This window comes from Pedococcus sp. P2_F6 (assembly GCF_056403675.1).
In genome coordinates this window covers 208,344-232,326 of record NZ_JBFUEZ010000001.1, presented here as the reverse complement: position 1 = coordinate 232,326, position 23,983 = coordinate 208,344, and the positions used below count along the sequence as shown (strand labels likewise).

Genomic DNA, 23,983 nt, shown 5'->3' with positions numbered 1-23,983 from the left:
TCACCTGAGCGGGCGGCATACCTGTCCCTGGGGCAGGATGACAGGGTGACCTCCCAGCCCGCACTGACCCCACGGCGCCGCGTCGCCGTCACCGGCTCCACCGGCAAGCTCGGCCGCACGGTCGTCGCCCACCTTGCCGAGCACGGGTACGACGTGCTCGCGCTCGACCGGACCCGACCCCCCTCGCCGGCGACGCCGTTCATCACCGTCGACCTCACCGACTACGGCCAGGTGCTCGAGGCGCTCTCCGGCGGGGTGGACGAGCACTCGACACCCGTGGACGCGGTCGTGCACCTCGCGGCCATCCCCGCGTCCGGGCTGACGACCAATGCGGCGACGTTTGCGAACAACTCGGCCGCGACCTACAACGTCTTCGCCGCCGCCCGCGCCCTGAAGGTCCGCAGCATCGTCTGGGCGTCGAGCGAGACGGTTCTCGGCCTGCCCTTCGACACTCCCCCGCCGTACGTCCCTGTCGACGAGGAGTACGACCCGCGGCCGGAGTCGACCTACTCGCTGAACAAGGCGCTCGAGGAGGAGATGGCCCGGCACTTCTGCCGGTGGGATCCCGAGCTGGCCATGGTGGGGCTGCGGTTCTCCAATGTCATGGACCCGGAGGACTACGCGGCCTTCCCGTCGTTCGACGCCGACCCGTCCCTGCGCAGATGGAACCTCTGGGGCTACATCGACGGTCGCGACGGCGCGCAGGCGGTGCGGCTCGGCCTCGAGCGGACCGAGCCAGGGTGCGAGGTCTTCGTCATCGCCAACGCGGACACGGTGATGAGCCGCTCGAGCGCGGACCTCGTGGCCGAGGTGTTCCCCGGCGTCGAGGTGCGCAAGGACCTCGGAGAGCACGAGACCCTGCTGGGCATCGACAAGGCCCGACGGCTGCTGGGCTACGAGCCGGCGCACTCCTGGCGGGAGCACGCCGGCTGACTGCGCGCAGTCAGCCCGACGTCAGCCGACGTCAGCTCAAGGTCAGCCCGACGTCAGCGCCCGAGCAGCTCCTTGCGAGCCGTGACGCAGATGTCCGGCTGGTCGCAGAAGACCCCGTCCACACCCGCCCGCAGGAACGCCACGACCTCGTCCACCGCCCTGCCGTAGTCCGCAGGGTTGGGGCCGACCCGGTAGTCGGTGGGCAGGAAGGTGTTCTCGGCACGGAACGTGTAGGGGGTGACCTTGAGGCCGGCCGCATGGGCGGCAGCAACCAGTCCGGTGGGGCTGCCCAGGGTGCCGTCGCTCCTGCGGGGCACCACGAGGTTCTTGTCCGGGCCGATCCCGTCGATCGTGCCTGACAGCGACCTGAGGCTCGCGGGCGCGAGCAGGTCCGCGTACGTGCGGGGGTCGCCGCTGCTGGCCAGGTCGTAGGGCGCGCCCGTCCCGCTGGCGAGGAAGACCTCGTTCGCCTTGTAGCCGTAGGTCCTGCGGAGCGCGACCAGGTTGCCGAGCTCGAAGCTCTGCACCCACACCGGTGCGTTGGGGCGGTTGAGGTGGTGCTTGTCCAAGAGCTTCATGAGCGCGGCCTCGGGGTTGAGGCCCTTGGTGTGGAAGTAGGTCGAGTGCTTGATCTCGGGGATGATGCCGACCTGGCGGCCGTACTCCTTGGAGAGCCTGTCGCGCAGCTCGAGCACCTCCTCGAAGGTCGGGACTGCGTAGCGCCCGTCGTAGAGGGTGTTCTCCTGGCGGATCTGGGGCAGCCGCTCCTTGGCACGCAGGGTCCGCAGCTCCGCGAGCGTGAAGTCCTCCGTGAACCACCCCGTCGTCGAGACGCCGTCGAGCAGCTTGGTGGTCTTGCGGGCGGCGAACTCGGGGTGGTCGGCGACGTCCGTGGTCCCCGAGATCTCGGGCTCGTGGCGGTCGACGAGCACGCCGTCCTTGGTCATGACGAGGTCGGGCTCGATGTAGTCGGCATGCATGGCGGCAGCCAGCTCGTAGGCGGCCACGGTGTGTTCGGGTCGGTACCCGGAGGCGCCCCGATGGGCCAGCACGAGCGGGAGGGTCGCAGCACGTCCGGTGTCCGGGGTGGCGCGTGCGGCCGTGGTGCTGGCGCTGGCGCTGGCGGCCACGGTGGAGCCGAGGACGAGGGCCCCGGTGGCGAGGAGGACAGGGAGGGTTCTGGTCATGGCCACGACGCTAGGAACTGCCGGGCGGCAGCGGGCGACCGCGCGGTGTCGAGCGGGTGAAGCCGAGCCGAACCGTCGGAGGCCGCGGTGCCATGGTTGTGGGCGGCATACAAATAGACTGGGGGTATGCCGGCCACTCGCGTGAGCACGTCGACCGCCACCCTGCAACGGGTCGAGCGTTCCGCAGGCGAGCTCTCGTCGGCCGCGACGAAGCGGATGGAGGCGGCCCACGACTGGTACCGGGTGCTGTCCGCCGAGGACCGATCGTGGGTGGGGCTGGTGGCCCAGGCCGGCATTGCCGCGTTCATCGCGTGGCTCCGGGCCGGCGGCGACCAGACCCCCGTGACCGCCGACGTCTTCGGCACGGCGCCACGCGAGCTGACCAGGTCGATCACCCTGCGCCAGACCCTGGACCTCGTGCGGTCCGTCGTGGACGTCGTCGAGCAGGACGCTACGGCCCTCGCCGAGCCCGGCGAGGAACAGGCGCTGCGCGAGTCGGTGTTGCGCTACTCGCGCGAGATCGCCTTCGCCGCCGCCGAGGTCTACGCCCACGCCGCAGAGGCGCGCGGCGCCTGGGATGCGCGGCTCGAGGGCCTCGTGGTCGACGCGGTCCTGCGCGGTGAGGCCGACGACTCGATGCAGTCTCGCGCCGCAGCCCTGGGCTGGGGGTCCACGACCCGGGTCGCGGTCATCGCCGGCAGCACCCCTCCGGGAGGCTCAGCCGGCATCGTGGACGGGCTCCGTCGTGCGGCCGAACGCGTCGGTGTGGACACGCTCATCGCGGTGCAGGGACGCCGACTCGTCTGCATCCTCGGCAACGTCGACGACCCCATGACCGCAGCCCTTGCCGTCGCCGACCACTTCGGCGACGGACCGCTCGTCGTGGGCCCCACGGTGCCGCACCTGTTCGCGGCCGGCCGGTCGGCGCGGGCTGCCCTGGCCGGCCAGTCCTGCGCTCATGCCTGGCCGGGCGCACCCCGGCCGGTGACCGCCGACGACCTGCTCGCCGAGCGCGTCCTCGTGGGCGACGCTCCGGCCAGGGCACTGCTCCTCGACCGCATCTGGCACCCGTTGTCGTCCAGCCGCGGTGGTCTCCTGGAGACCGCGTCGGCCTACCTCGAGACCGGTGGCGGCCTGGAGGGCACGGCGCGGGTGCTGTTCGTCCACCCCAACACGGTGCGCTACCGCCTGGGCAAGATCGCCGACCTGACGGGCTACCAGCTCACCGACCCGCATGACGCGCACACGGTGCGGATCGCCCTCGCCCTCGGAAGGCTGAGTCGACCCGTCATCTCCGCGTCCAGACCCGTCAACGGCACCTAGAGAGGGCTTCACCCACGCTCGGAGGGGACTGCACAGACCCGCTCCCACGCCACGCCATTTGTAGACATCCTCCAAATGTCGTGCCGGATGTTCGTGCCAAACGGTCACGCTGAGGTCACGACCGGACCGCAAGGCTGGGAGCGTGCTAGCAATCGTCTGCCCGGGACAGGGCTCCCAGACCCCCGGCTTCCTCGCCCCGTGGCTCGAGCTGCCGGCGTTCCGCGAGCGGCTCGAGTCGCTCTCCGACGTCGCGGGGCTCGACCTGGTGGCGCACGGCACCACCTCGGACGCCGAGACCATCAAGGACACCGCAGTCGCCCAGCCGCTCATCGTCGCCGCGGGCCTGGCCGCCGCCGCCGTCCTGTTCCCCGACGGCCCCCAGCCCGTGGTCGCGGTCACCGCCGGGCACTCGGTCGGCGAGATCACGGCCGCCGCCTTCGCGGGCGCGCTGTCCGACCACGACGCCATGGTGTTCGTCCGCGAGCGCGGGGCCGGGATGGCCGCCGCCAGCGCCCTCGCCCCGACCGGCATGAGCGCCGTCCTGGGGGGAGACCCCGTCGAGGTCGCCGAGGCGCTCAGCCGCTACGGCCTCACCGCCGCCAACGCCAACGGCGCCGGCCAGACCGTCGCCGCAGGCACCCTCGACCAGCTCGCGGCCCTGGCCGCCGATCCCCCCGCCAAGACGCGAGTCATCGCGCTCCAGGTGGCCGGCGCGTTCCACACCGCCCACATGTCGCCTGCCGTCGACGCCCTCGAGCAGCTCTCCGCCGACTTCGACGTCAGCGACCCCGGCGTCACCCTCCTGTCCAACGCCGACGGCCGACCGGTGGCTGGCGGGTCCGACACGCTGGCCCGGCTCGTGCGACAGGTCAGCAGCCCGGTGCGTTGGGACCAGTGCATGCAGACCCTCGTCGACCTCGGCGTCACGGCGCTGATCGAGCTCCCCCCAGCAGGCACCCTCGTGGGCCTCGCCAAGCGCGCGATGCCCGGAGTTGCCACACTGGCAGTCAAGACGCCCGACGACCTCGAGGCGGCCCAGCAGCTGGTTCGCGACCACGGCGGAGACCCCGCCCCCACCCGTTCCCTCCCGACCGACTCGCAAGAGGCCTGACATGACCGCACCAGCCCCCAAGGGCACCGGCTTCATCACCCCTGCGGAGGGAGCGACGTACGCACGCATCATGGGCGTCGGTGGCTACCGACCCGAACGCGTCGTCATGAACTCCGAGCTCGTCGAGGCGATCAACTCCTCCGACGAGTGGATCCAGGAGCGCTCCGGCATCAAGAGCCGCCGGTTCGCGGCCAAGGACGAGAGTGTCGTCGACATGTCCGAGGCAGCCACCCGTGAGGCGCTCACCGCCGCCGGGCTCGAGGCGTCCGACGTCGATGCGGTGGTCGTGGCCACGGTCACCCACCCCTACCAGACGCCCGCAGCCGCACCGATCCTTGCCGACCGCCTCGGCATCCGTGGCGCAGCCTTCGACATCTCCGCCGCCTGTGCGGGCTACTGCCACGCCGTGAGCCTGGCCAGCGACATGGTTCGCGGCGGCAGCGCACGCCACGTCCTCGTCGTCGGGGTCGAGAAGCTCTCCGACTTCACCGACATGTCGGACCGCGGATCCGCCTTCATCTTCGGCGACGGCGCGGGAGCCGCGATCGTCGGCCCGTCGGACATCCCCGCCATCGGCCCGACCGTGTGGGGCTCGGACGGGTCGCAGTGGAAGACCATCTCGCAGCGCGACTCGTGGGTCGAGGTCCGCGACGGCGACCTGGGGTGGCCCGCCATCGGCATGGCCGGCCAGTCGGTCTTCCGCTGGGCGGTCTGGGGCATGGCACCTGTCGCCCAGAAGGCTCTCGACGCCGCCGGGGTGCGCGCCGAGGACCTCGACGCCTTCATCCCGCACCAGGCCAACATGCGGATCATCGACGCGATGATCAAGCAGCTCAAGCTGCCCTCCGACATCCCCGTCGCCCGCGACATCGCCGAGACCGCCAACACGTCCGCCGCCTCGATCCCCCTCGCCACCGAGCGGATGCTCCGCGAGGGCGAGGTGGCCCATGGCGGGCTGGCCCTGCAGATCGGGTTCGGTGCCGGGCTCGTGTATGCCGCGCAGGTCGTTGTCCTCCCCTGACCAGACTCCCGCCGGCCCGCGGGTGATCCGGGCCACCGCAGTGACCACACGTGACGACCACCTGTCACACCAACAGAAATGAAGGAGCTGAGCCGGATGGCGCAGAGCGAGCAGGAGATCCTCGAGGGTCTGGCCGAGATCGTCAACGAGGAGACCGGGCTGGACACCGAGTCGGTGCAGTCCGAGAAGTCCTTCACCGACGACCTCGACATCGACTCGCTGTCGATGATGACCATCGTCGTCAACGCCGAGGAGAAGTTCGGCGTGCGGATCCCGGACGACGAGGTCAAGAACCTCAAGACTGTCGGCGACGCCGTCAGTTTCATCGCCAAGAACCAGGGCTGAGCCGGTCTGAACCCAGCGTGGGTGGCGGCCACGCGGCATCCCGATGTCGCTCGGCCGCCACCCCGCAACCGGCGCCCCGCCACCGCACCACCTCGACGAAGGAGCAGACCCAGCCATGACCGCCGAACGACGCGTCGTCGTCACAGGCCTCGGAGCCACCACCCCGGTGGGCGGCAACGTCCCCGACACGTGGGACGCCATCCTGGCCGGACGGTCAGGCGCGAAGACCATGCCCTTCGACTGGGTCGAGAAGTACGAGCTCCCGGTGAAGTTCGCCGCCACGATCCACACCCAGCCACTGGACGTGCTGACCAAGGTCGAGGTGCGCCGGCTCGACCCCAGCGCCCAGTACGCCCTCATCGCCTCCCGCGAGGCCTGGGCGGACGCCGGCTCCCCGGAGGTCGACCCCGAACGTCTCGCCGCGTGCATCGGCACGGGGATCGGCGGCGTCTGGACGCTCCTCGACCAGTGGGACAACCTGCGGGAGAAGGGACCACGCCGGGTCTTCCCCCTGGCCGTGCCCATGCTCATGCCCAACGCCTCGTCGGCAGCCGTCTCACTGGAGATCGGCGCGCGAGCCGGCGCCCACACGCCCGTCTCCGCCTGCGCCTCCGGGCTCGAGGCGATGGGGTATGCCTACGAGATGATCCGCAACGGCCGTGCCGACATCGCCGTCGCCGGTGGCACCGAGGGCGCTGTCCACGCGCTCCCGATCGCCGGCTTCGCCGCCATGCAGGCGCTCTCGACCCGCAACGACGACCCCGAGCGCGCCTCACGCCCCTACGACACCGGCCGTGACGGCTTCGTCCTCGGCGAGGGCGCGGCCGTGATCGTGCTCGAGGAGTACGAAGCGGCCAAGGCTCGTGGCGCCAAGATCTATGCCGAGATCGGTGGCGTGGGCATGTCCGCCGACTCCCACCACATCGCCGCCCCGGAGCCCGAGGGCGCCGGCGCTTCGCGTGCCATGGTCGAGGCCGTCCAGCGGGCCGGCTTGTCCCCCAAGGACATCGTCCACGTCAACGCCCACGCCACCTCGACCCCGGTGGGTGACGTGGCGGAGTCCAACGCCATCCGGCGCGCCTTCGGTGACGACGCCGACGGTATGCCGGTCAGCGCCACCAAGTCGATGACCGGTCACCTTCTGGGTGCTGCCGGGGCCCTCGAGGGCGTCCTCACGATCCTGGCCCTGCACCACCGGCTCGCACCCGCGACGATCAACCTGGACGACTTCGATCCAGCGATCAAGCTCGACGTCGTGCACGGCGAGGCGCGCACGCTGCCGGACGGCGACATCGCCGCGCTCAACAACTCGTTCGGCTTCGGTGGCCACAACGTCGCGGTGGTCTTCACCAGCGTCTAGGCACTGCTCCAGCCGAGGCGATCACACGGCCGCGAGCCAACAACTGGCGCCCGCCCCCATCCGGGGCGGGCGCCTGTCGTCTCAGGCCGCACGGCGAGGCGTGTCCCCTCGCCGACCGCCAGCTAGTGACGCGGCGGCTTCGTCCGCTGGGACTGTGTCGGGAAGATGTGGATGTCGATCAGGGGTGACGTGGTGGAGGACGGTGTCGGGGTCGTGGTCGTGGACCGCGGAGCCGGCGCGACACCCGTGGAGCTGCGCTGCGCCGTCGTCGCGGCGGGGGCAGGCGGGACGGTCCGGGACGACTTGGACCGCGACGAGGTCGAGGACGTCACCGGCCGAGTCACGTCCGATGCCGCGGTAGGGGTCGACGAGGGTGGCGTCATGGTCTGGGCGGACAAGGAGGTGCCCGCCTTGGCCGGTGCTGAGGCGCCATCCGACGAGTCCTTGTGGGGCAGGATGAAGGCGAAGGACAGCAGGGCCGTGAGCCCGCCGATCCAGAGCAGCACCAACGACGGCAGGGGCTTCCAGCTGGCCTCACGCCCGGCCTGCTGCCGGTGTCGCAGGAACTCGCGAACATAGGCGATGAGCGTCAGGACAGCCACCGCTGCCACCACCCACAGGCCCCACGATGCGATGTGCGCCCCGCGGGGTAGGTCGGCGGCCAGGATGAGCTGGGCGCACCACAGCAGCGTCCCCCCACAGACTGCGGCCAGCGCCCCCAGGAGCAGGTTGGGGCGGGTCACACGTTCCTCCAGAGTCGTCGGTCAGCGCGACAGGTTACCGAAGGTGGGAACGAATCCTCGAAACGTGCAGGTCAGCGCGGCCCGTCGGACGAGCTCAGCCCACCTTGTGCAACCAGCGCACCGGAGCCCCGTCCCCGGCATACCGGAACGGCTCGAGCTCGGCGTCCCAGTCGGTGCCGAGCAGCTCCTCCACCATCTCGGCCATCGCCTCGGGGGAGCCCTGGGACAGCCGCAGGACCTCGCGCAGCCGGTCCTCGTTGATCACCGCGTCGCCGGAGGCCGAGGTCCACGTGTGGTGGATCCCGAGGGCGGGGGTGTGGGACCAGCGTGAGCCGTCCGACCCGGCGCTGGGCTCTTCGGTCACCTCGTAGCGCAGGTTGTCCCAGCCACGCAGGGTCGAGGCGAGCTTGGCGCCGGTGCCTTGCACCCCTGCCCACGCGAGCTCCGCGCGGACGAGTGCGGCACCGGCAGGTTGGGGCGTCCAGTCGATGGCCACCCGGCCGTCGAGCGCGGCCTCCAGAGCCCAGGTGATGTGCGGGCACAGCGCTTTGGGGGTGGAGTGAATGAACACCACCCCGCGAGTCATGACACGCGGCATCGCGACAGACATCCGGGCCTCCTTTGGTGTGCGAGGGACGTCTTCCCCACGAACCTCGTCACCTGCTGGCCTGGCTGCTCGCGGCATACCGGCACCTCTGGTGGTTGGTCCCTGGTTGGAGTGACCAGGGGCGTTCCCACTCAGGTGGTCGAGCTGGACTCCGCGGACTGTGCGGTCGGCGCCGTTCCACCGCCACCCGGTCCCCCGGCGCCGCCGACCTGGACGTTGGTCACCGCGTAGCTCTTGTCGATCTGCACGATGATGTGGGTGCCGTCGGTGCGGACCATGTGTGCCTCGTAGACCCCGTCGGAGTCGGTCTCGACGCGCTCGATCGTTGCGGTGGGCTCCTTGGCCTTGGCCGCGGCCGTGACCTTGGCCGCCACGTCGCCGGTGAGCAACGTCTCGTCGGAGCGCATCGGCTTGCTGGGGTCGGTGTTGCCGTTGCCCTGGGGCGCCTCCCCTGGCGCTACCTGGCCGTAGGCGGCAACGGTCGACGTCGGTGAGGTCGCGTCGGCACTGGCCAGGGACGCTCCGGTGAGGGCGATGCCGGCGGCGGCAGCGAGACCGGCGGCCACGGGGACGATTCGGATCTTCATGAGGTGCTCCTTCGGTGGTGGAGCTCCACCGTGCAACCGCGCTCTGTGACAGGGACCTCCCCAGACCGTGGGTTGCCTGTGCGCCGGGCGGTAGGCTCACGGCGCCCAGCCGGTGAACGCCGAGCTGGTGCCGGGGCAGTAGCTCAGTCGGTCAGAGCAGCGGACTCATAATCCGTCGGTCGTCGGTTCAAGCCCGACCTGCCCCACCAGTGTCGAAATGACTTCGGCTGATGCTTGACCGTTGTGGCTTCGGTTGATGCCTGACAGTGTTTCGGTTGATGGTTGACACCTACTTCGGCTGATCCTTGACACTCCCTTGATGAGGGAGATGAGCGTGGCTGAGCAGCGGTACAGGCTGTTCTGGCGTCATCAGTGACGGCCGCCCGGTGAAGGAGGTCGGGGCCGCCTGGTCGGTCTCGTGGCAAACCCTTCACGAGTGGTTGGCCAAGTACGAGTTGGGCGGTTTGGAGGAGCTGGCCGACCGCTCCCACCGGCCTGGAAGCTGTTCGCATCAGATAGACCCGGCGGTGGAAGTGCTGCTGCTTGAGATGCGGCGTGCCCACCCTCAGTGGGGCCCGCGGCGGATCGTGTACGAGCTGGCCCGGGCCGGAATCGTCGCGGTCCCCAGCGAGTCCGGGGTGTACCAGGCGCTGCACCGCGCCGATCTGATCGACCCGGGCGCACGACGCCGACGCGGGACAAAACCGGCTCCTCTCACCTTCGGGTGGGAGGAGCGGTTTCGTCATGCCCGGACTGCCGAGGCTGGCACACTCAGCCTGTGCGTCGCACCATCGCCCAGCACGGTCCTCGACTCATCCGCTTCGGCCTGACAGGCTGCGCCGGCTTCGCCGTCGACTTCGGCATCCTCATCCTCCTCAAGACGGCTGGCATACCGCTCGGGGCAGCCACCGCGGCGGCGTACATCATCGGGGGCGTCGTCCACTACACCCTCACCCGCGTCTGGGTGTTCCCCCAGGACGACAACGCCGGCGAGACAGGCCGTGTCGTTCGCTACCTACTCCTCGGCTGCGTGAACATCGCAGCCACCCTCGCGATCGTCCTCGGCCTCACCAGCACAGGCCTCGACTACCGGGTCGCGAAGATCATCGCCGTCGTCACGTTGTTCTTCAGCAACTACCTTCTGACGCCGAGGCTGGTCATGACGTCCCCGGGAAGGCGCACCTCGGCTCCACGGTCGAGCACGACCTCGAGGTAGTCCCGGTATGCCGCCAGCAGCTGCGGGCGCCGACGCACGTTGTCCGGGTGGACCAGGTGAACGGCCACACCGCCAGCGTCCCAGACGGCCTGCGTCGACTCGACCCAGAGCGCGGTGATCTGCGCCGGCGTCATCCGGTCGATGAACTGGAGGAAGTAGTCCTGGACGATCGACAGGGGCAGGTGTGGCAGCCCGTGGTCGTCGACGAACGGCACGGTCGTGGCGCATCCGGTGCGCCACCCGTGGGCGCCGCCAACCTCGGTCGTCGGTGGCGTCATGTCGTAGTCGAAGAACTCGCCCACGTGCTTGAACATGTGCTGGCTGCGGACGAGCTGGCCGGCGCGGAAGCCCCGCACGACCCCACGCATCGACGGGTACGCCTCGAAGAAGTGACCGAGGCGCCGCCGCAGCTCGTCAGCCGGGAGGAAGGCCAGCGTTCCGTCGTGCAGGTAGCCGTGGGAGAAGACCTCACACCCGTCGTCGACGAGCCCCTGCAGTGCCGACTCGGGCAGGGTGTAGCGCTGCGACAGGACCCCGGTGGCCGACACGACCCCCAGGTCACGCTCGACCTGGCGGATCTGGCCAACCCCTGGCCACCCGTACTCCTCGTCGAGGTCGTGGGTCAGCACGAGCTGCCGCTGCGGGGCCTCGTGGACCGTGGCGCCGGCGAGCTCGGCCGCGGCGGCCCACAGGTCGCGGCGGAACAGGTCGACGCTGGTCTCGACAGGGTCGGCTGGGAAGCCGTCGTCTTCGGCGCGCGCTCGCAGGAGCGCGATCCTCACCCGGTTTAGGTGAACCCGCAGCTCGAAGGGGATCTTGGTGTAGGGGATCAGCGAGGACTTGGAGTAGGTCGGCTGCTGCGCCGGCAGCGCCTCCTCGAGCAGTGCCCACCGCTCGTATGCCCACCAGTCGCAGGCGACGTGCACGCGGCCGCCCTCAACCCAGAACCGTCGCTCGTCACCCTCGTAGGTCACGATGAGCGACTTCACCAGGTCACGCTCGGCCGGGTCTGGGGTCCACTGCTGGTAGGCGAGGCTGTTCACGCGAAGTCCTTGGGGTCCATGGTCTTCGCGATCCGGAACCCGGAGCCGACGACGACCGAGTAGGGCGGCACGTCCTTGTGGACCACGACCCCGGTGGCGATGACGGAGTGGTGCCCGATCGTGACGCCGGGTGTGATCGTGACGCCGGGCATCAGCCAGCAGTCGTGCTCGATGGTCGTGGTGAACTGCTTGTCCGGGTACAGCACGGACAGGTCGCGGGCGGTGACGGTCGTCTGGTGCGCAGTGATGATGCACCTGGCGCCGATCGCGACCCGGTCACCGATGACGACGTTCGCGGGGTAGAGCTTGTCGAAGAGGACCCCTTCGCCGATGAACACGTCGGTGCCCATCGTGAGCCCGGATGCCCGGTAGACCTTGGAGCGCATGGTGTCGTCGGGGACCCAGTCGGCGACACGGTGGAGCAGGGCTGCTTTCAGAGACATGGGTGCCAACCTAGATGGGTATGTACCGGTTCGCAGGAGTTCGGGCGACACCATCGCCGCATACCCTCAGCAGCATGTGGCGCTACCGGCTCTTCGACTACCCGCTCGACGGCTCCGAAGGCGACCTCGAGACCTGGTGCCAGCAGCTGGCCGCAGATGGATGGCAACTCTGGACGGCCGCGTCGGCGGGGTCATCGAGCACAATGGACGGATGGTTCGGCGCACCAGCCTGCCCCGGTAGGTGCCGCTCGGGCGTCCGCAACGCGTGCCGAGAGCGCATAACTGCAGGTCACGACACCCTCATAATCCGTCGGTCGTCGGTTCAAGCCCGACCTGCCCCACCAGTGTCGAAATGACTTCGGCTGATGCTTGACAGTTGTTTCGGCTGATCCTTGACGCTCCCGGTTGTCCTGGTCGCGTGCAACGGGCCTACTCGCCCTGCGGGCCGCCGAACGGACGCCAGGCACCGTGGCGGAGCAAGCGCACCAGGTCGGCACGCTCCTCGGCGGACAGTGTCCTGGCGTCGCTGACGGGGGGACTCGACTCACTCATGCGGAAAGGCTACAAACCCGTTCCGCCTTTGCGCGCCACATCGAGCGCGCCGACGGGAGGTCTCACCGAACGGATGAGGCGGACCCCATGACGAACGGCCCGACTTGGGCTGCTGGGCCTCGATGTCCGTCACACCGGCGAAGTGGCTACGTCACCTCGTGGCTTGTGCCGCAACGTTCCTCGGCATCACGCTGCGTGACTACCGTCGCGCCACCGGCGGCTACCCGCCAGCATTTCCCGCCTGAGGGCCAGTTCACGTCGGGTTGCTATTGCATGACGGTGGCTGCCTGAGGGATCCGTTGATCGCGACAAACCGGTAGGTTGCCGGACATGACGGAGCCACTGGTCGTTCTCAAGGGCGTCAACAAGCACTTCGGCGAGCTGCACGTCCTCCAGGACATCAACCTGTCCATCGGCAAGGGCGAGGTCGTCGTCGTGATCGGCCCCTCGGGGTCGGGCAAGTCGACGCTGTGCCGCACCATCAACCGGCTCGAGACCTTCGAGACCGGTTCGATCACCATCGACGGAGTTCCCCTGCCCGAGGAGGGCAAGGAGCTGGCCAAGCTGCGTGCCGACGTCGGGATGGTGTTCCAGTCGTTCAACCTCTTCGCTCACAAGACGATCCTCGACAACGTCACGCTGGGGCCGATCAAGGCGCGCAAGGTCCCGAAGGCGGAGGCCGAGAAGCGCGCGATGGAGCTGCTCGAGCGGGTGGGCGTCGCCCACCAGGCGCAGAAGTTCCCGGCCCAGCTCTCCGGCGGCCAGCAGCAGCGGGTGGCCATCGCACGGTCGCTCGCCATGGACCCCAAGGTGATGCTCTTCGACGAGCCCACCTCGGCCCTGGATCCCGAGATGATCACCGAGGTCCTCGACGTCATGGTGGCCCTGGCCAAGGACGGGATGACCATGGTCGTCGTCACCCACGAGATGGGCTTCGCCCGCAAGGCAGCGAACCGGGTGGTCTTCATGGCCGACGGGCAGATCGTCGAGGAGAACACCCCAGAGGGCTTCTTCACCACGCCCAAGTCGGATCGCGCCAAGGACTTCCTCGGGAAGATCCTGACGCACTGACCATTTGACCCACTGACAACAAGGACCCACTGACAATCCAGACCCGCACTGCACTGCACACCGGGGCGCACCAGCGCAGCGGCAACACATCAGGAGGAAACGGAATGAAGATTCGTCGGATTGGCGCAGTGACCGCCGTATCGGTCCTCGCGCTCGGCCTGACCGCCTGCGGCGACAGCGCCAAGGACACCGGCTCGGGTGGCGGTGGTGGCGGCAGCAAGTTCAAGGTCGGCATCAAGTTCGACCAGCCCGGACTCGGGCTCAAGGAGGGCTCGAAGTACACCGGCCTCGACGTCGATGTCGCGACCTACGTCGCCAAGGAGCTCGGCCACGACGCGGCCGACATCCAGTTCGTCCAGGCACCTTCGGCCCAGCGCGAGACGCTGATCTCCACCGGCCAGGTGGACATGGTGGTCGCGACCTACTCGATCACCGACGCGCGCAAGGAGAAGATCTCCTTCGCCGGCCCGTACTTCATCGCCGGTCAGGACCTCCTCGTCCGCGCCGACGACTCCACCATCACCGGACCGGAAGCACTCACCGGCAAGAAGCTCTGCTCGGTGACCGGGTCGACGTCCGCCCAGAAGGTGAAGGACAAGTACCCCGGCGTCCAGCTCCAGGAGTTCGGGACCTATTCCGAGTGCGTCACCGCCCTCGTGTCCAAGGGGGTCGACGCCCTCACGACCGACAACACGATCCTGGCCGGCTACGCCTCGCAGGCGCAGTACAAGGGCAAGCTCAAGGTCGTCGGCAAGACCTTCTCCGAGGAGCGCTACGGCATCGGCCTCAAGAAGGGTGACAAGGCCACCTGCGAGAAGATCAACACGGCCATCGGCAAGATGATCAGCTCCAACGCGTGGCAGGCAGCCGTCGACAAGAACCTCGGCCCGGCCGGGTTCAAGGTCGACGCGGCCACCAACCCGCCCAAGCAGGACGCCTGCTCCTGACCGGTTCCACACCGCTGTCGGTATGCCGCCCGCTCGCCCGAGCGGGCGGCATACCGAAGCGTTCGGACTGCACCCCCACAGCAACGGAAGGTTTCCTGCATGGGTGACATCCTGAGCAAGTACGACGTTCTCGGTGCCTTCGGCATGACGGTCTATCTCGCCTTCTTCTCGGCGATCGGGTCACTCGTGCTCGGCACCATCGTCGGCATCATGCGGTTGTCTCCCGTGCGCGTCCTGCGACTGCTTGGCACGGGGTACGTGAACATCTTCCGCAACACACCACTGACGCTGCTCGTGGTCCTCAGCGTCCTGGGCCTGACCTACATCCTGGGGCTCAACCTCGACCCGTCGTCGATCACCGGCAACGCGAGTCGTTGGGCCATCGTGATGCTCTCGATCTACCACGCGTCCTTCGTGTGCGAAGCGCTGCGGTCGGGCGTCAACACCATCCCCGCAGGTCAGGCCGAGGCTGCCCGCGCCATCGGCCTGACCTTTGGCCAGAGCATGCGAGAAGTGTTGCTGCCACAGGCCTTCCGCGGATCGATCGCTCCTTTGGGGTCCACCCTCATCGCCCTCATCAAGAACACCACCGTGGCCGCTGTCGTCGGGGTCGCCGAGGCGGCCAACCTGATGGCGGTCATCATCGAGAACGAGACCGGTGGCCTCATCGTGTTCCTCATCTTCGCCATCGGGTTCGTCATCCTGACCCTCCCCCTCGGCCTGCTCTTCACGACGATGTCCCGTCGGCTGGCGGTGAAGCGATGAGCGCCAACGTCCTGTTCGACGCGCCGGGTCCCCGGGCCCGCAGACGCCACGCCATCCTCTCGGTGTTCGGCGTCCTCCTCGTCATCGCGATCGCCTTCCTAGTCGTCCGCAAGCTCAAGGACGCGGGTCAGCTCGAGGCCGACCAGTGGAAGCCGTTCCTGACAGACCGCTCGGTGTGGCGCGACTACCTGCTGAAGGGGCTCTGGGGCACCTTCAAGGCGGCCTTCATCTCGATCCTGCTCGCCGGCGCCTTCGGGCTCCTCTTCGGGATCGGCCGGCTGTCGCAGATCGCCCCCGTCCGCTGGGTCAGCAGCATCGTCGTCGAGTTCTTCCGCGCTGTCCCCGTCCTGATCATGATGATCGCGAGCTACGGGCTCTACTCCCGGAGCGGGCTGTTCCCGCCAGAGACCGCTCCCCTGGCGGGTGTCGTCACGGGCCTCACGCTCTACAACGGGTCGGTCATTGCCGAGCTGGTTCGTTCTGGTGTCTTCTCGCTGCCCAAAGGCCAGTCGGAGGCGGGCCTGTCGATCGGGCTGACCGCGTCGCAGACCCTCCGGTCGATCCAGCTACCGCAGGCGCTCACCGCCATGCTGCCCGCCCTGATCGGCCAGTTCGTCGTGATCCTCAAGGACTCGGCGCTGGGCTACGCGATCACCTACCTCGAGCTGCTCAACTGGTCCAAGACCCTGGGTTCGGCCTTCGCCAACGTGCTGCAGGCCTACCTCGTGGCGGCGGTGCTGTTCATCCTCATCAACTACGCGCTGACGGTGGTGGCGGGCCGCATCGAGAAGCGCCTGTCCAAGCGTGGCCGCACGACCCTCCACGAGGCGACAGCCGTCCCCGCGCCGGCTGACGCCGGCCAGGGCGCTGCCACCTGACCACGCGCGACCTCCCTGACTCGAGAGTGCACGACGAAGGCCCCGGACCTGATGGTCTGGGGCCTCGTGGTGTGGCGGGCTCCCCCGGTTGGACTCGAACCAACAACCTGCCGATTAACAGTCGGCTGCTCTGCCAATTGAGCTACAGGGGAATGTCCGTCTGCGGTCCCCCGCGTTCGGCGCTGCGCAACCATAGCAAAGGATGCGCGCAGTTCTGAAAACGGCCGGGCCCGTGCTGTCAGCGTCCGACTTGCTCGCGCAGGTAGGCCAGCGCGGCCTCGGTGCGGGCAGTCATCTCGGCGTCGTCGGCGCGCACCCCGCGGCCCAGCACCACCTGCTCGACAAGGTCGCCCGTGGCCAGGTCCTGACGCAGGACCGCCTTGGCCCACCGCTGCGGGCCGAGCTCGATCCGCTGAGCCAGGACGACGCTCGCCTGGACGCGCTCGCGCAGCGTCTCAGGGAGAAGGCTGGTGGCTCCGAGGACCCACTGCGACGGCTTCAAACCATCCACCCAGGTCACGGTCAGCTGGGTGAGCTCGGGCGACCAGGTGCCCCCGTCCACCTCGTGCCACGGGCGGGCGAGCGTGCGCGCGCCCGCTGCGTCCACGGCATACAGGGCACGGTTGGTGGCCACCACGATGGCGCCGGTGGCCACCTCCCGACCCCAGCTGAGCACGCGTTCGCCCCCGGACAGCCCGACCGCCTCGCTGACCGGGGCGGGCAGCTTTTCGGGGCGTCTCAGCGAGAGCGCCATCAGGAGGCCCTGTCGCGCAGCGTCGCGAGCTCGCGCTGGAGGTCCTGGAGCTCGCTGCTGAGCGTGCGCGCGGCGGCGGGGTCGGAGTGCGAGTCGGTCGCCATGCGCCGCATCGCCGACATCGCGTCGGCGATCCGGCGGGTCAGCGAGACCTCCTGGACGCGGGTGAGGAGGGCGTCGATGTAGCGACGCTCGGGCAGGCCGGTCGCCCTGTCCATGCGGGTGGGCAAGGGCGCCACGGCGAGCTCGGCGACGAGGCCGTGAACCGCCAGGGGCGCGGCCTCGATGACCCGGTTGGCCCACGCCTGCACCGAGAGCCCGCGCTGTGGCCCACCCGCACCGCGCACCCCGTCGAAGACCGCTCGGTGAGCCGGGGCGGTGAACGCGTCGGCCGACACCTTGTCGACGTCGTCGGTGGTGAAGCTGTCGGGGTACTGCAGCAGCGTCTGGAGCAGCTGGCGCTCGGCGAAGACGATCGGGTCACGCAGGTCCGGCGTCGGCAGGGCCGCCCGGGCCTCCTCGATCGAGGGCTCAGGCACGGTGTCGGCGTCGGGACGTCGCTCGCGGCCGGCGGGCGCGTCAGCAGCCTCCTTGGCGTCCCGTGCAGCCATCCGCTGGGCGCGGGAGACCTCGGCCTGCACCTGCTCGACCTCGACCCCGATCCAGCCCGCGACCGTACGGATGTACTCGGGACGCATCGAGCTGTCGCGGATCGAGTTGACGATCGGCGCGGCCGCGCGCATGGCCTGCACCCGCCCCTCGGCCGTCACCATGTCGAACCGGTCGATCGTCGTGCGCACCGCGAACTCGAACATCGGCACCGCGTCGTCGATGAGGTGGCGCACGGCATCGTCACCCTTGGCGATCCGCAGCTCGCAGGGGTCCATGCCCCCGTCGGCCACTGCGACGAACGACTGGGACGCCCAGCGCTGGTCCTCGGCGAACGACCGCATCGCGGCCTTCTGCCCCGCCGCATCTCCGTCGAAGGTGAACACGACCCGGGCCGGCGCGAGGTCGACCTCGTCGCGCATGATGCGGCGCAGCATCTTGATGTGGTCGACGCCGAAGGCCGTGCCACACGTCGCCACGGCACCCTCGATGCCGGCCAGCTGGCAGGCCATGACGTCGGTGTAGCCCTCGACGATGACCGCTTTGCGTTCTCCTGCAATGGATTTCTTCGCAAGGTCCAGACCGTAGAGCACGGTCGACTTCTTGTAGATCGGGGTCTCGGACGTGTTGAGGTACTTGGCCGCTATCCGGTCGTCGTCATAGAGCCGCCGCGCGCCGAACCCGACCGTGTCACCGGTGATGTCGCGGATCGGCCAGACCAGCCGCCCTCGGAACCGGTCGTAGAGCCCGCGACTCCCGCGCCCGGACAACCCGCCCAGGACGAGCTCCTCGTCGGTGAAACCCTTGGACCGCAGGTGGCGCGACAGGTCCTCGCCGCCGCGTGGGGCAAACCCGACGCCGAACCGTTTCGCGGCCTCGCTGTCGAACCCGCGCTCACGCAGGAAGTCGCGGCCGGCCCTGGCCTCGGGGGCGTTGAGCAACGCGTGGTGGTAGAACTCCTGCGCCACGCGGTGCGCCTCGACCAGCCGCGAGCGCCGTCCGAGGGACTCCCCGCCGCCCGGCTTGCCGCCTTCCTCGTAGTGCAGCTCCATGCCGAGCTTCTGCGCGAGCCGCTCGATCGCCTCGGTGAAGGTCAGGTGCTCGACCTTCTGCACGAACGAGATGACGTCGCCGCCCTCGCCGCAGCCGAAACAGTGCCAGGCACCCACGGTCGGACGGACGTTGAACGACGGGGACTTCTCGTCGTGGAACGGGCACAGCCCCTTCATCGAGCCCGGTCCGGCAGGTCGAAGGGTCACGTGCTCGCGCACGACGTCCTCGATCGACGAGCGCTCCTTCACGAGCGCGACGTCGTCGGCCTTGATCCGACCCGGCACTGGCCCTCCTTGTCGGGGCCGAGTCTAGGCTGTGCGGCCCGCCCCGCGTGGCCCACCTCCACAGGTCAGGTATGCCGCGTGGCCGGGTCCATGGCCCCCGGCCAGAACGGCAGCCAGACGGCAGCCAGCCACGCGGCATACCCGGACTTGGGCGGTCCACGACGTCAAAGGTAAGGTAAGCCTTGCCTTCTCGTCCCCCATGTTGTTCAGGAGAACCACCACCGTGATCCGTCGACGGACCGCCCTGCTCGCCCTGGCGACCACAGCCACCCTGGCCCTGGCGGCCTGCGGCGGCGACGGCAGCCTCGAGGCAGGCAAGAACCTCGATCCGGACAAGCTGACGATCTACAGCGCACAGCACGAGAACCTCACCCAGGCGTGGGCGAAGAAGTTCCAGGAAGACACCGGGGTCAAGGTGCAGATCCGCTACGGGTCGGACTCCTCGATGGGGGCGCAGATCGTCCAGGAGGGCGCCAAGAGCCCCGCCGACGTGTTCCTCACCGAGAACTCCCCCGCCATGACGACGGTGCAGAACGCCGGGCTCCTCGCGAAGGTCGACGACGCCACCATCAGCCAGGTCGGCGCCGAGTACGCGCCGTCGACGCACGAGTGGGTCGGCATCGCCGCCCGCTCCACGGTGCTGGTCTACAACCCCAGCAAGATCACCGAGGCCGAGCTGCCGACGTCGATCATGGATCTGCAGGACCCGAAGTGGAAGGGCAAGTGGGGCGCGGCCGCCGGGGGTGCCGACTTCCAGGCCATCGTCTCGGCGATCCTCGAGACCCAGGGCGAGGCCAAGACCGCCGCCTGGCTCAAGGGCCTCAAGGACGGTGCGCAGATCTACCAGAACAACATCGCCGTCATGAAGGCCGTCAACGCCGGACAGGTGCCGGTCGGGATCATGTACCACTACTACTGGTACCGCGACCAGGCGCTCACCAAGGCCGGCAGCAAGAACACCAAGCTGCTCTACTTCCGCCACCAGGACCCGGGTGCGTTCGTCAGCATCTCCGGCGGCGCGGTGCTCAAGTCCACCAAGCAGGCCGCGAACGCGCAGAAGTTCCTTGCCTTCGTGACGTCCAAGGAGGGCCAGGGCATCCTCGCCACGAGCGACGCCAAGGAGTATGCCGTGGGCAACGCAGTGGCCTCCGACAAGGCCTTGGAGCCCCTTGACACCCTCGAGGCGCCGCGCGTGGACCCGTTCAAGCTCAACGGCCCCAAGGTCATCGAGCTGATGACGACCGCCGGCATCCTCTAGGTGCCGTACTCCCGATGAGTCCACTGCACACACCACGACGGGGTCGTTCGAACCCCACCCCCGCAGCGGTCGTCGCGGCCAGCCTGCTCGTCGCGGCTGTGTGCGTACTGCCGCTCGTGGTCGTGGCCGTGAAGGCGTTCGACATCGGCTGGGGACCGGCCTGGGACCTCCTGTGGCGGCCGCGGGTCGGTGAGCTGCTGCGCAACACCGGGTCGCTGGTGGTGCTCACGGTCTCGCTGACGACAGCGATCGGCATCGCTGCCGCCTGGCTGGTGGAGCGGACCTCGCTGCCCGGTGCGAGGTTCTGGCGGGTGCTGATGGTCTGCCCACTGGCCGTGCCGGCGTTCGTGAACTCCTATGCGTGGGTGACGGTGCGTCCCGAGCTGCAGGGCCTGAGTGGGGCCGTGCTGGTGACGACGTTGTCGTACTTCCCGTTCGTCTTCCTGCCCGTGGCGGCGGTGTTGCGGGGGCTCGACCAGAGCCTCGAGGACTCTGCCCGGTCGCTGGGTCTGGGTCCCTGGCGGTCCTTCTTCCGCGCCGTCCTGCCCCAGCTGCGGCCCGCCGCCCTCGGCGGCATGCTCCTCGTCTCGCTCCACCTGCTGTCCGAGTTCGGCGTGCTCGCGATGCTGCGGTTCCCCACGTTCACGACGGCGATCCTCGAACAGTTCCAGGTGGCTTTCAGCAACAGTGCCGGCAGCCTGCTCGCCGTGGTGCTGATCGCCCTGTGCCTCGGGCTGCTGACGGTCGAGCTGTTGCTGCGCGGCACGGTGCGGCATGCGCGACTTGGCCGCGGCGCCGCCCGTCGAGCCCTCCCCGCGAGGCTCGGCAGGTGGACGGCTCCGGCCCTGCTGGGCATGGGCGCCCTGACGGTGCTGGCCCTCGGGGTGCCGCTCGGGAGCCTCGTCTACTGGTTCCGCGCCGGGAGTGGGGGCCTCACGGAGAGCGCCTTCGACCCGGCAGAGCTCGTGACGACCCTGTGGGGCACGCTGCGCCTGGCCCTCCTCGCGGGCGTGGTCACGGTGGTCGCCGCCTTCCCCGTGGCCTGGCTCATCGCCCGGCGTCGCACGTGGCTGTCCGTCCTGGTCGAGCGCGCCACCTACGTGGCCTCGTCCCTGCCCGGGGTGGTGATCGCCCTCGCACTGGTCACCCTGTCGGTCCGCTACGCCCGCCCGGTCTACCAGACCAGCGTCGTCCTCGTCGCGGCATACGCCATCCTGTTCATCCCCCGCGCCATGGTGAGCATCCGGGCGGCCATGGCCCACGCGCCCGAGGAGCTCACGGAAGCCGCACGGGCCCTGGGTGACGGACCGTTCCGGGCCTTCGTGCGCGTCCTGGTGCCCCTCACGGCGCCCGGGGCGCTGGCCGGCTTCGCCATGGTGTTCATCGCGACGTCGACCGAGCTGACCGCCACGCTGCTGCTCGCCCCGACCGGCACGCAAACACTGGCGACGGCGTTCTGGAGCGCGAGTGAGAGCATCGACTACGCGGGTGCGGCGCCCTACGCCGCTGCGCTCGTGCTGGTGTCCGCCCCCCTGACCTACCTCCTGCTACGCCGACCCGACGAGGAGCCCGCACTGTGACCACGCTGCGCATCTCGGGCGTCGCCGCGTCCTACGACGGACGACCCGTCCTGCACGGGCTCGACCTCGTCGTGCCGTCCGGCACCACGTCAGCGATCCTCGGCGCCTCGGGCTGCGGCAAGACGACGCTGCTCCGCGTGGTGGCCGGGTTCCAGCCTGCCGACGAAGGAGTGGTTCAGCTCGGCGACCGGACGGTGGCCGGCCCGGGCGTGTGGGTGGCGCCGGAGAGGCGAGGCATCGGCTACGTCGCCCAGGAGGGCAACCTGTTCCCCCACCTGAGCGTCGGGGCCAACGTCTCCTACGGACTCCCCCGACACGCTCGGCGGGCGGGCGAGCGCGTCGGTGAGCTGCTCGAGCTCGTGGGTCTCTCCCCCGACCTGGCGACCCGCCGCCCCGACCAGCTCTCGGGTGGCCAGCAGCAGCGGGTGGCGCTGGCGCGGGCCCTCGCCAGGCGCCCCACGGTCGTGCTGCTCGACGAGCCGTTCTCCTCCCTCGATGCCGGGCTGCGGTCCTCGACCCGCGAGGCCGTCGCGCAGGCGCTGGCCCACGAGGACGTCACGGTCGTGCTCGTCACCCACGACCAGGCCGAGGCGCTGTCCTTCGCCGACCAGGTCGCGATCATGCACGACGGCCGGTTCTCCCAGGTCGGGACACCTGCTGAGGTCTACGGCACCCCTGCGGACCGACACGCGGCCGCCTTCCTCGGAGACGCGGTGTTCCTTCGCGGTAGCGCGGACGGCACAGATGTCAGCACCGCGCTCGGGCGGCTCGCTGTCCACCAGCCGGCTCCCGCGGGCACGGTCGACGTGCTCATCCGTCCCGAGCAGATCGTGCTGCGCGACATGGCGCCCGGCATCCCCTGCGCCGAGGTCCTGTCGACGACCTACTTCGGGCACGACGCCCTCGTGGCGCTGCGGCTGCAGGCCGACCACACGGTGGTAACAGCCCGCGTCAACGGCTCGGACGTACCCCACACCGGTTCGATCGTCGGGCTCTCGGTGGTCGGCGAGGCGCGGGCCTTCGAGGCACCCTGACGGGTCGTCGCGGCGCCATCCCGGGGGGGGACGGCTCGGGTCAGCTCCAGGCGCGGTGCAGGTACTCCGCACGCACGTCGGTGAGTGAGGCCACCTGGTCGACGACGACGCGCAGCGCAGCAGCATCGGACTCGGCGTTCTTCCAGTCACCGAGCAGGTCGGGGTCCAGACGCGAGACCGGGTCCTGCTGGTAGGCCGCCACGAGGTCGGCCACGACCTCCCGCTGCCTCGTGAGCACGTCGACCCGCTCCAGGGCGTTCATGACGAAGTGGGCGGCCACGGCCTTCAGGACGGCGCACTCCGCACGGGTCTGGTCGGGCACCACCAGGTCGGCGGCATACCGGGTGAGGGGCCCGTCGCCGTGCCGCTCGCGCGTGGCCACCTCGACCCCGTGGACGAACCGCCCGATGAGCCGTGAGGTCATGTCCTTGAGCGCCGCCCGGTCCACCCGCGAGCCGTCGTATGCCGTGGGGACGGCGCCGCTGGCCAGCACGCGTTCCAGCGCCGCACCGAGGGCGTCGACGCCCAGGTCGGCGGCGTAGAGCCCGGTGGCCACGGCCAGCACCGAGTCCACGTCGGTCGTGTCACGCAGCCGTCGCACGTCCAGGCGGCCCGAGGCGATCGCGTCCTCCACGTCGTGCACCGAGTAGGCGACGTCGTCGGACCAGTCCATGACGTCGGCCTCGATGCAGCGCTCCCCAGGGGCCCTGCCATCGCGGAACCAGTCGAACACCGGCACGTCATCGGCATAGACGCCGAACTTCGTTGTGGGAGTGGTGCTCTCGCCACGCACCCAGGGGTACTTGGTGGCCGCATCCAAGGTGGCGCGGGTGAGGTTGAGACCTGCAGGACGGCCGTCGGGATGGACTCGCTTGGGCTCCAGACGGGTCAACAGGCGCAGCGTCTGTGCGTTGCCCTCGAAGCCCCCGATGTCGCGGGCGACGTCATCCAGGGCGCGCTCGCCGTTGTGACCGAAGGGTGGGTGGCCGAGGTCGTGGGCGAGGCAGGCCGAGTCGACGACGTCGGCACTGCACCCCAGCGCCTGGCCGAACTCGCGGCCGATCTGGGCGACCTCGAGACTGTGCGTGAGCCGGTTGCGGACGAAGTCGTCGTCGCCGGGCTGCACCACCTGGGTCTTGGCCGAGAGCCTGCGCAGCGACGCGGAGTGAACGAGCCGGGCCCGGTCACGGGCGAAGTCGTCGCGGTCGGCCCGCTTGGTGGCAGGGTCCTCCCGCACCCAGCGCTCACGGTCGACCGAGCTGTATGCCACGCCGCGAGC

25 protein-coding genes and 2 tRNA genes are annotated in these 23,983 nt (G+C 69.6%); 16 read left to right on the top strand and 11 right to left on the bottom strand.

What is annotated here, in order from left to right:
• The first annotated feature begins 45 nt into the window (after positions 1–45).
• Positions 46–933, top strand: a complete 888-nt coding sequence (locus tag AC1DWP_RS01090) for an NAD-dependent epimerase/dehydratase family protein (RefSeq protein ID WP_477612608.1) — start codon at positions 46–48, stop codon at positions 931–933.
• A 53-nt stretch (positions 934–986) separates the two neighbouring features.
• Here AC1DWP_RS01090 and AC1DWP_RS01085 read toward each other — a convergent pair whose 3' ends face one another.
• Complete coding sequence (locus tag AC1DWP_RS01085; RefSeq protein ID WP_477612607.1) at positions 987–2,120, bottom strand: glycerophosphodiester phosphodiesterase; 1,134 nt, start codon at positions 2,118–2,120, stop codon at positions 987–989.
• Positions 2,121–2,246: 126 nt separating this feature from the next.
• On the opposite strand from AC1DWP_RS01085, the gene AC1DWP_RS01080 reads away from it, so the two are divergent.
• From AC1DWP_RS01080 to fabF, 5 genes are all read left to right on the top strand, one after another.
• Positions 2,247–3,443 (top strand): PucR family transcriptional regulator, encoded by a 1,197-nt coding sequence (locus tag AC1DWP_RS01080; protein ID WP_477612606.1) that lies wholly within the window; start codon positions 2,247–2,249, stop codon positions 3,441–3,443.
• Between the two features lie 142 nt (positions 3,444–3,585).
• Positions 3,586–4,554, top strand: coding sequence for an ACP S-malonyltransferase (locus AC1DWP_RS01075; protein WP_477612605.1), 969 nt, complete (start codon positions 3,586–3,588; stop codon positions 4,552–4,554).
• A gap of 1 nt (position 4,555) precedes the next feature.
• Entirely contained in the window at positions 4,556–5,575 is a 1,020-nt protein-coding gene (locus tag AC1DWP_RS01070) for a beta-ketoacyl-ACP synthase III (RefSeq protein WP_477612604.1), read from the top strand.
• 96 nt (positions 5,576–5,671) lie between these two features.
• Complete coding sequence (locus AC1DWP_RS01065) at positions 5,672–5,920, top strand: acyl carrier protein (protein WP_056923461.1); 249 nt, start codon at positions 5,672–5,674, stop codon at positions 5,918–5,920.
• Positions 5,921–6,035: 115 nt separating this feature from the next.
• Positions 6,036–7,280 carry a beta-ketoacyl-ACP synthase II gene (gene fabF / locus AC1DWP_RS01060; RefSeq protein ID WP_477612603.1) on the top strand — a complete coding sequence of 415 codons (1,245 nt, stop codon included), beginning with the start codon at positions 6,036–6,038 and terminating at the stop codon, positions 7,278–7,280.
• Between the two features lie 122 nt (positions 7,281–7,402).
• Here fabF and AC1DWP_RS01055 read toward each other — a convergent pair whose 3' ends face one another.
• The 3 genes from AC1DWP_RS01055 to AC1DWP_RS01045 form a co-directional block, all read right to left on the bottom strand.
• Entirely contained in the window at positions 7,403–8,023 is a 621-nt protein-coding gene (locus tag AC1DWP_RS01055; protein ID WP_477612602.1) for a hypothetical protein, read from the bottom strand.
• A 94-nt stretch (positions 8,024–8,117) separates the two neighbouring features.
• The gene (locus tag AC1DWP_RS01050; protein ID WP_477612601.1) at positions 8,118–8,633 is read right to left on the bottom strand and encodes a DUF3145 domain-containing protein; all 516 of its coding nucleotides are present in this window, start codon (positions 8,631–8,633) and stop codon (positions 8,118–8,120) included.
• A gap of 128 nt (positions 8,634–8,761) precedes the next feature.
• Positions 8,762–9,217, bottom strand: a complete 456-nt coding sequence (locus AC1DWP_RS01045) for a hypothetical protein (RefSeq protein WP_477612600.1) — start codon at positions 9,215–9,217, stop codon at positions 8,762–8,764.
• Positions 9,218–9,349: 132 nt separating this feature from the next.
• Here AC1DWP_RS01045 and AC1DWP_RS01040 point away from each other — a divergent pair.
• The 3 genes from AC1DWP_RS01040 to AC1DWP_RS01030 all read left to right on the top strand — a co-directional run bounded on the left by AC1DWP_RS01040 (position 9,350) and on the right by AC1DWP_RS01030 (position 10,433).
• Positions 9,350–9,426 (top strand) — tRNA-Ile (locus AC1DWP_RS01040).
• 177 nt (positions 9,427–9,603) lie between these two features.
• A complete protein-coding gene (locus AC1DWP_RS01035) occupies positions 9,604–10,047 on the top strand; it encodes a helix-turn-helix domain-containing protein (protein ID WP_477612599.1) in 444 nt (147 codons plus the stop codon).
• Positions 9,996–10,433 (top strand): GtrA family protein, encoded by a 438-nt coding sequence (locus AC1DWP_RS01030; RefSeq protein WP_477612598.1) that lies wholly within the window; start codon positions 9,996–9,998, stop codon positions 10,431–10,433. Before AC1DWP_RS01035 ends, AC1DWP_RS01030 begins: the two co-directional genes overlap by 52 nt.
• Here AC1DWP_RS01030 and AC1DWP_RS01025 read toward each other — a convergent pair.
• From AC1DWP_RS01025 to AC1DWP_RS01015, 3 genes are all read right to left on the bottom strand, one after another.
• The gene (locus tag AC1DWP_RS01025; RefSeq protein ID WP_477612597.1) at positions 10,352–11,476 is read right to left on the bottom strand and encodes a hypothetical protein; all 1,125 of its coding nucleotides are present in this window, start codon (positions 11,474–11,476) and stop codon (positions 10,352–10,354) included. The two genes, AC1DWP_RS01030 and AC1DWP_RS01025, sit on opposite strands and share 82 nt — an antisense overlap.
• Entirely contained in the window at positions 11,473–11,919 is a 447-nt protein-coding gene (locus AC1DWP_RS01020; protein ID WP_477612596.1) for an acyltransferase, read from the bottom strand. The genes AC1DWP_RS01025 and AC1DWP_RS01020 overlap by 4 nt, the downstream gene beginning before the upstream one ends.
• Positions 11,920–12,348: 429 nt before the next feature.
• Positions 12,349–12,471 (bottom strand): hypothetical protein, encoded by a 123-nt coding sequence (locus AC1DWP_RS01015; RefSeq protein WP_477612595.1) that lies wholly within the window; start codon positions 12,469–12,471, stop codon positions 12,349–12,351.
• 330 nt (positions 12,472–12,801) lie between these two features.
• Between AC1DWP_RS01015 and AC1DWP_RS01010 the strand changes: the two genes are divergently transcribed.
• The 4 genes from AC1DWP_RS01010 (at position 12,802) to AC1DWP_RS00995 (ending at position 16,132) form a co-directional block, all read left to right on the top strand.
• The gene (locus AC1DWP_RS01010; RefSeq protein ID WP_477612594.1) at positions 12,802–13,542 is read left to right on the top strand and encodes an amino acid ABC transporter ATP-binding protein; all 741 of its coding nucleotides are present in this window, start codon (positions 12,802–12,804) and stop codon (positions 13,540–13,542) included.
• Between the two features lie 104 nt (positions 13,543–13,646).
• The gene (locus AC1DWP_RS01005) at positions 13,647–14,489 is read left to right on the top strand and encodes a glutamate ABC transporter substrate-binding protein (RefSeq protein WP_477612593.1); all 843 of its coding nucleotides are present in this window, start codon (positions 13,647–13,649) and stop codon (positions 14,487–14,489) included.
• A 99-nt stretch (positions 14,490–14,588) separates the two neighbouring features.
• Positions 14,589–15,254, top strand: coding sequence for an amino acid ABC transporter permease (locus tag AC1DWP_RS01000; RefSeq protein WP_477612592.1), 666 nt, complete (start codon positions 14,589–14,591; stop codon positions 15,252–15,254).
• Positions 15,251–16,132: an amino acid ABC transporter permease gene (locus AC1DWP_RS00995; RefSeq protein ID WP_477612591.1), complete on the top strand. Its 882-nt coding sequence runs from the start codon at positions 15,251–15,253 to the stop codon at positions 16,130–16,132. Before AC1DWP_RS01000 ends, AC1DWP_RS00995 begins: the two co-directional genes overlap by 4 nt.
• Before the next feature lie 79 nt (positions 16,133–16,211).
• On the opposite strand, the gene AC1DWP_RS00990 is transcribed toward AC1DWP_RS00995, so the two are convergent.
• From AC1DWP_RS00990 to dnaG, 3 genes are all read right to left on the bottom strand, one after another.
• Positions 16,212–16,284, bottom strand: a tRNA-Asn gene (locus AC1DWP_RS00990).
• Between the two features lie 86 nt (positions 16,285–16,370).
• Positions 16,371–16,886: a hypothetical protein gene (locus tag AC1DWP_RS00985; protein ID WP_477612590.1), complete on the bottom strand. Its 516-nt coding sequence runs from the start codon at positions 16,884–16,886 to the stop codon at positions 16,371–16,373.
• Positions 16,886–18,832: a DNA primase gene (dnaG, locus tag AC1DWP_RS00980; RefSeq protein ID WP_477612589.1), complete on the bottom strand. Its 1,947-nt coding sequence runs from the start codon at positions 18,830–18,832 to the stop codon at positions 16,886–16,888. The genes AC1DWP_RS00985 and dnaG overlap by 1 nt, the downstream gene beginning before the upstream one ends.
• 199 nt (positions 18,833–19,031) lie before the next feature.
• Between dnaG and AC1DWP_RS00975 the strand changes: the two genes are divergently transcribed.
• From AC1DWP_RS00975 to AC1DWP_RS00965, 3 genes are read left to right on the top strand one after another with little or no spacing between them, the layout of a single operon-like run.
• The gene (locus AC1DWP_RS00975; RefSeq protein ID WP_477612588.1) at positions 19,032–20,090 is read left to right on the top strand and encodes an extracellular solute-binding protein; all 1,059 of its coding nucleotides are present in this window, start codon (positions 19,032–19,034) and stop codon (positions 20,088–20,090) included.
• A gap of 14 nt (positions 20,091–20,104) precedes the next feature.
• On the top strand, positions 20,105–21,670 hold the full coding sequence (locus AC1DWP_RS00970; RefSeq protein WP_477612587.1) for an ABC transporter permease: 1,566 nt from the start codon (positions 20,105–20,107) through the stop codon (positions 21,668–21,670).
• Complete coding sequence (locus AC1DWP_RS00965) at positions 21,667–22,704, top strand: ABC transporter ATP-binding protein (RefSeq protein ID WP_477612586.1); 1,038 nt, start codon at positions 21,667–21,669, stop codon at positions 22,702–22,704. The genes AC1DWP_RS00970 and AC1DWP_RS00965 overlap by 4 nt, the downstream gene beginning before the upstream one ends.
• A 40-nt stretch (positions 22,705–22,744) precedes the next feature.
• On the opposite strand, the gene AC1DWP_RS00960 is transcribed toward AC1DWP_RS00965, so the two are convergent.
• Positions 22,745–23,974: a deoxyguanosinetriphosphate triphosphohydrolase gene (locus tag AC1DWP_RS00960; RefSeq protein WP_477612585.1), complete on the bottom strand. Its 1,230-nt coding sequence runs from the start codon at positions 23,972–23,974 to the stop codon at positions 22,745–22,747.
• Positions 23,975–23,983: the final 9 nt, after the last annotated feature.

Excerpts from the sequence above, each read along its gene's own strand:
- AC1DWP_RS00970 (WP_477612587.1), top strand. The coding sequence starts at position 20,105 with ATGAGTCCACTGCACACACCACGACGGGGTCGTTCGAACCCCACCCCC.
- AC1DWP_RS00995 (WP_477612591.1), top strand. The coding sequence starts at position 15,251 with ATGAGCGCCAACGTCCTGTTCGACGCGCCGGGTCCCCGGGCCCGCAGA.
- AC1DWP_RS01010 (WP_477612594.1), top strand. The coding sequence starts at position 12,802 with ATGACGGAGCCACTGGTCGTTCTCAAGGGCGTCAACAAGCACTTCGGC.
- AC1DWP_RS00985 (WP_477612590.1), bottom strand. The coding sequence starts at position 16,886 with ATGGCGCTCTCGCTGAGACGCCCCGAAAAGCTGCCCGCCCCGGTCAGC.
- AC1DWP_RS00975 (WP_477612588.1), top strand. The coding sequence starts at position 19,032 with ATGTTGTTCAGGAGAACCACCACCGTGATCCGTCGACGGACCGCCCTG.
- AC1DWP_RS01065 (WP_056923461.1), top strand. The coding sequence starts at position 5,672 with ATGGCGCAGAGCGAGCAGGAGATCCTCGAGGGTCTGGCCGAGATCGTC.
- AC1DWP_RS01080 (WP_477612606.1), top strand. The coding sequence starts at position 2,247 with ATGCCGGCCACTCGCGTGAGCACGTCGACCGCCACCCTGCAACGGGTC.
- AC1DWP_RS01015 (WP_477612595.1), bottom strand. The coding sequence starts at position 12,471 with ATGAGTGAGTCGAGTCCCCCCGTCAGCGACGCCAGGACACTGTCCGCC.
- AC1DWP_RS01045 (WP_477612600.1), bottom strand. The coding sequence starts at position 9,217 with ATGAAGATCCGAATCGTCCCCGTGGCCGCCGGTCTCGCTGCCGCCGCC.
- AC1DWP_RS01005 (WP_477612593.1), top strand. The coding sequence starts at position 13,647 with ATGAAGATTCGTCGGATTGGCGCAGTGACCGCCGTATCGGTCCTCGCG.
- AC1DWP_RS01085 (WP_477612607.1), bottom strand. The coding sequence starts at position 2,120 with ATGACCAGAACCCTCCCTGTCCTCCTCGCCACCGGGGCCCTCGTCCTC.
- fabF (WP_477612603.1), top strand. The coding sequence starts at position 6,036 with ATGACCGCCGAACGACGCGTCGTCGTCACAGGCCTCGGAGCCACCACC.
- AC1DWP_RS01050 (WP_477612601.1), bottom strand. The coding sequence starts at position 8,633 with ATGTCTGTCGCGATGCCGCGTGTCATGACTCGCGGGGTGGTGTTCATT.
- AC1DWP_RS01070 (WP_477612604.1), top strand. The coding sequence starts at position 4,556 with ATGACCGCACCAGCCCCCAAGGGCACCGGCTTCATCACCCCTGCGGAG.
- AC1DWP_RS01000 (WP_477612592.1), top strand. The coding sequence starts at position 14,589 with ATGGGTGACATCCTGAGCAAGTACGACGTTCTCGGTGCCTTCGGCATG.
- AC1DWP_RS01020 (WP_477612596.1), bottom strand. The coding sequence starts at position 11,919 with ATGTCTCTGAAAGCAGCCCTGCTCCACCGTGTCGCCGACTGGGTCCCC.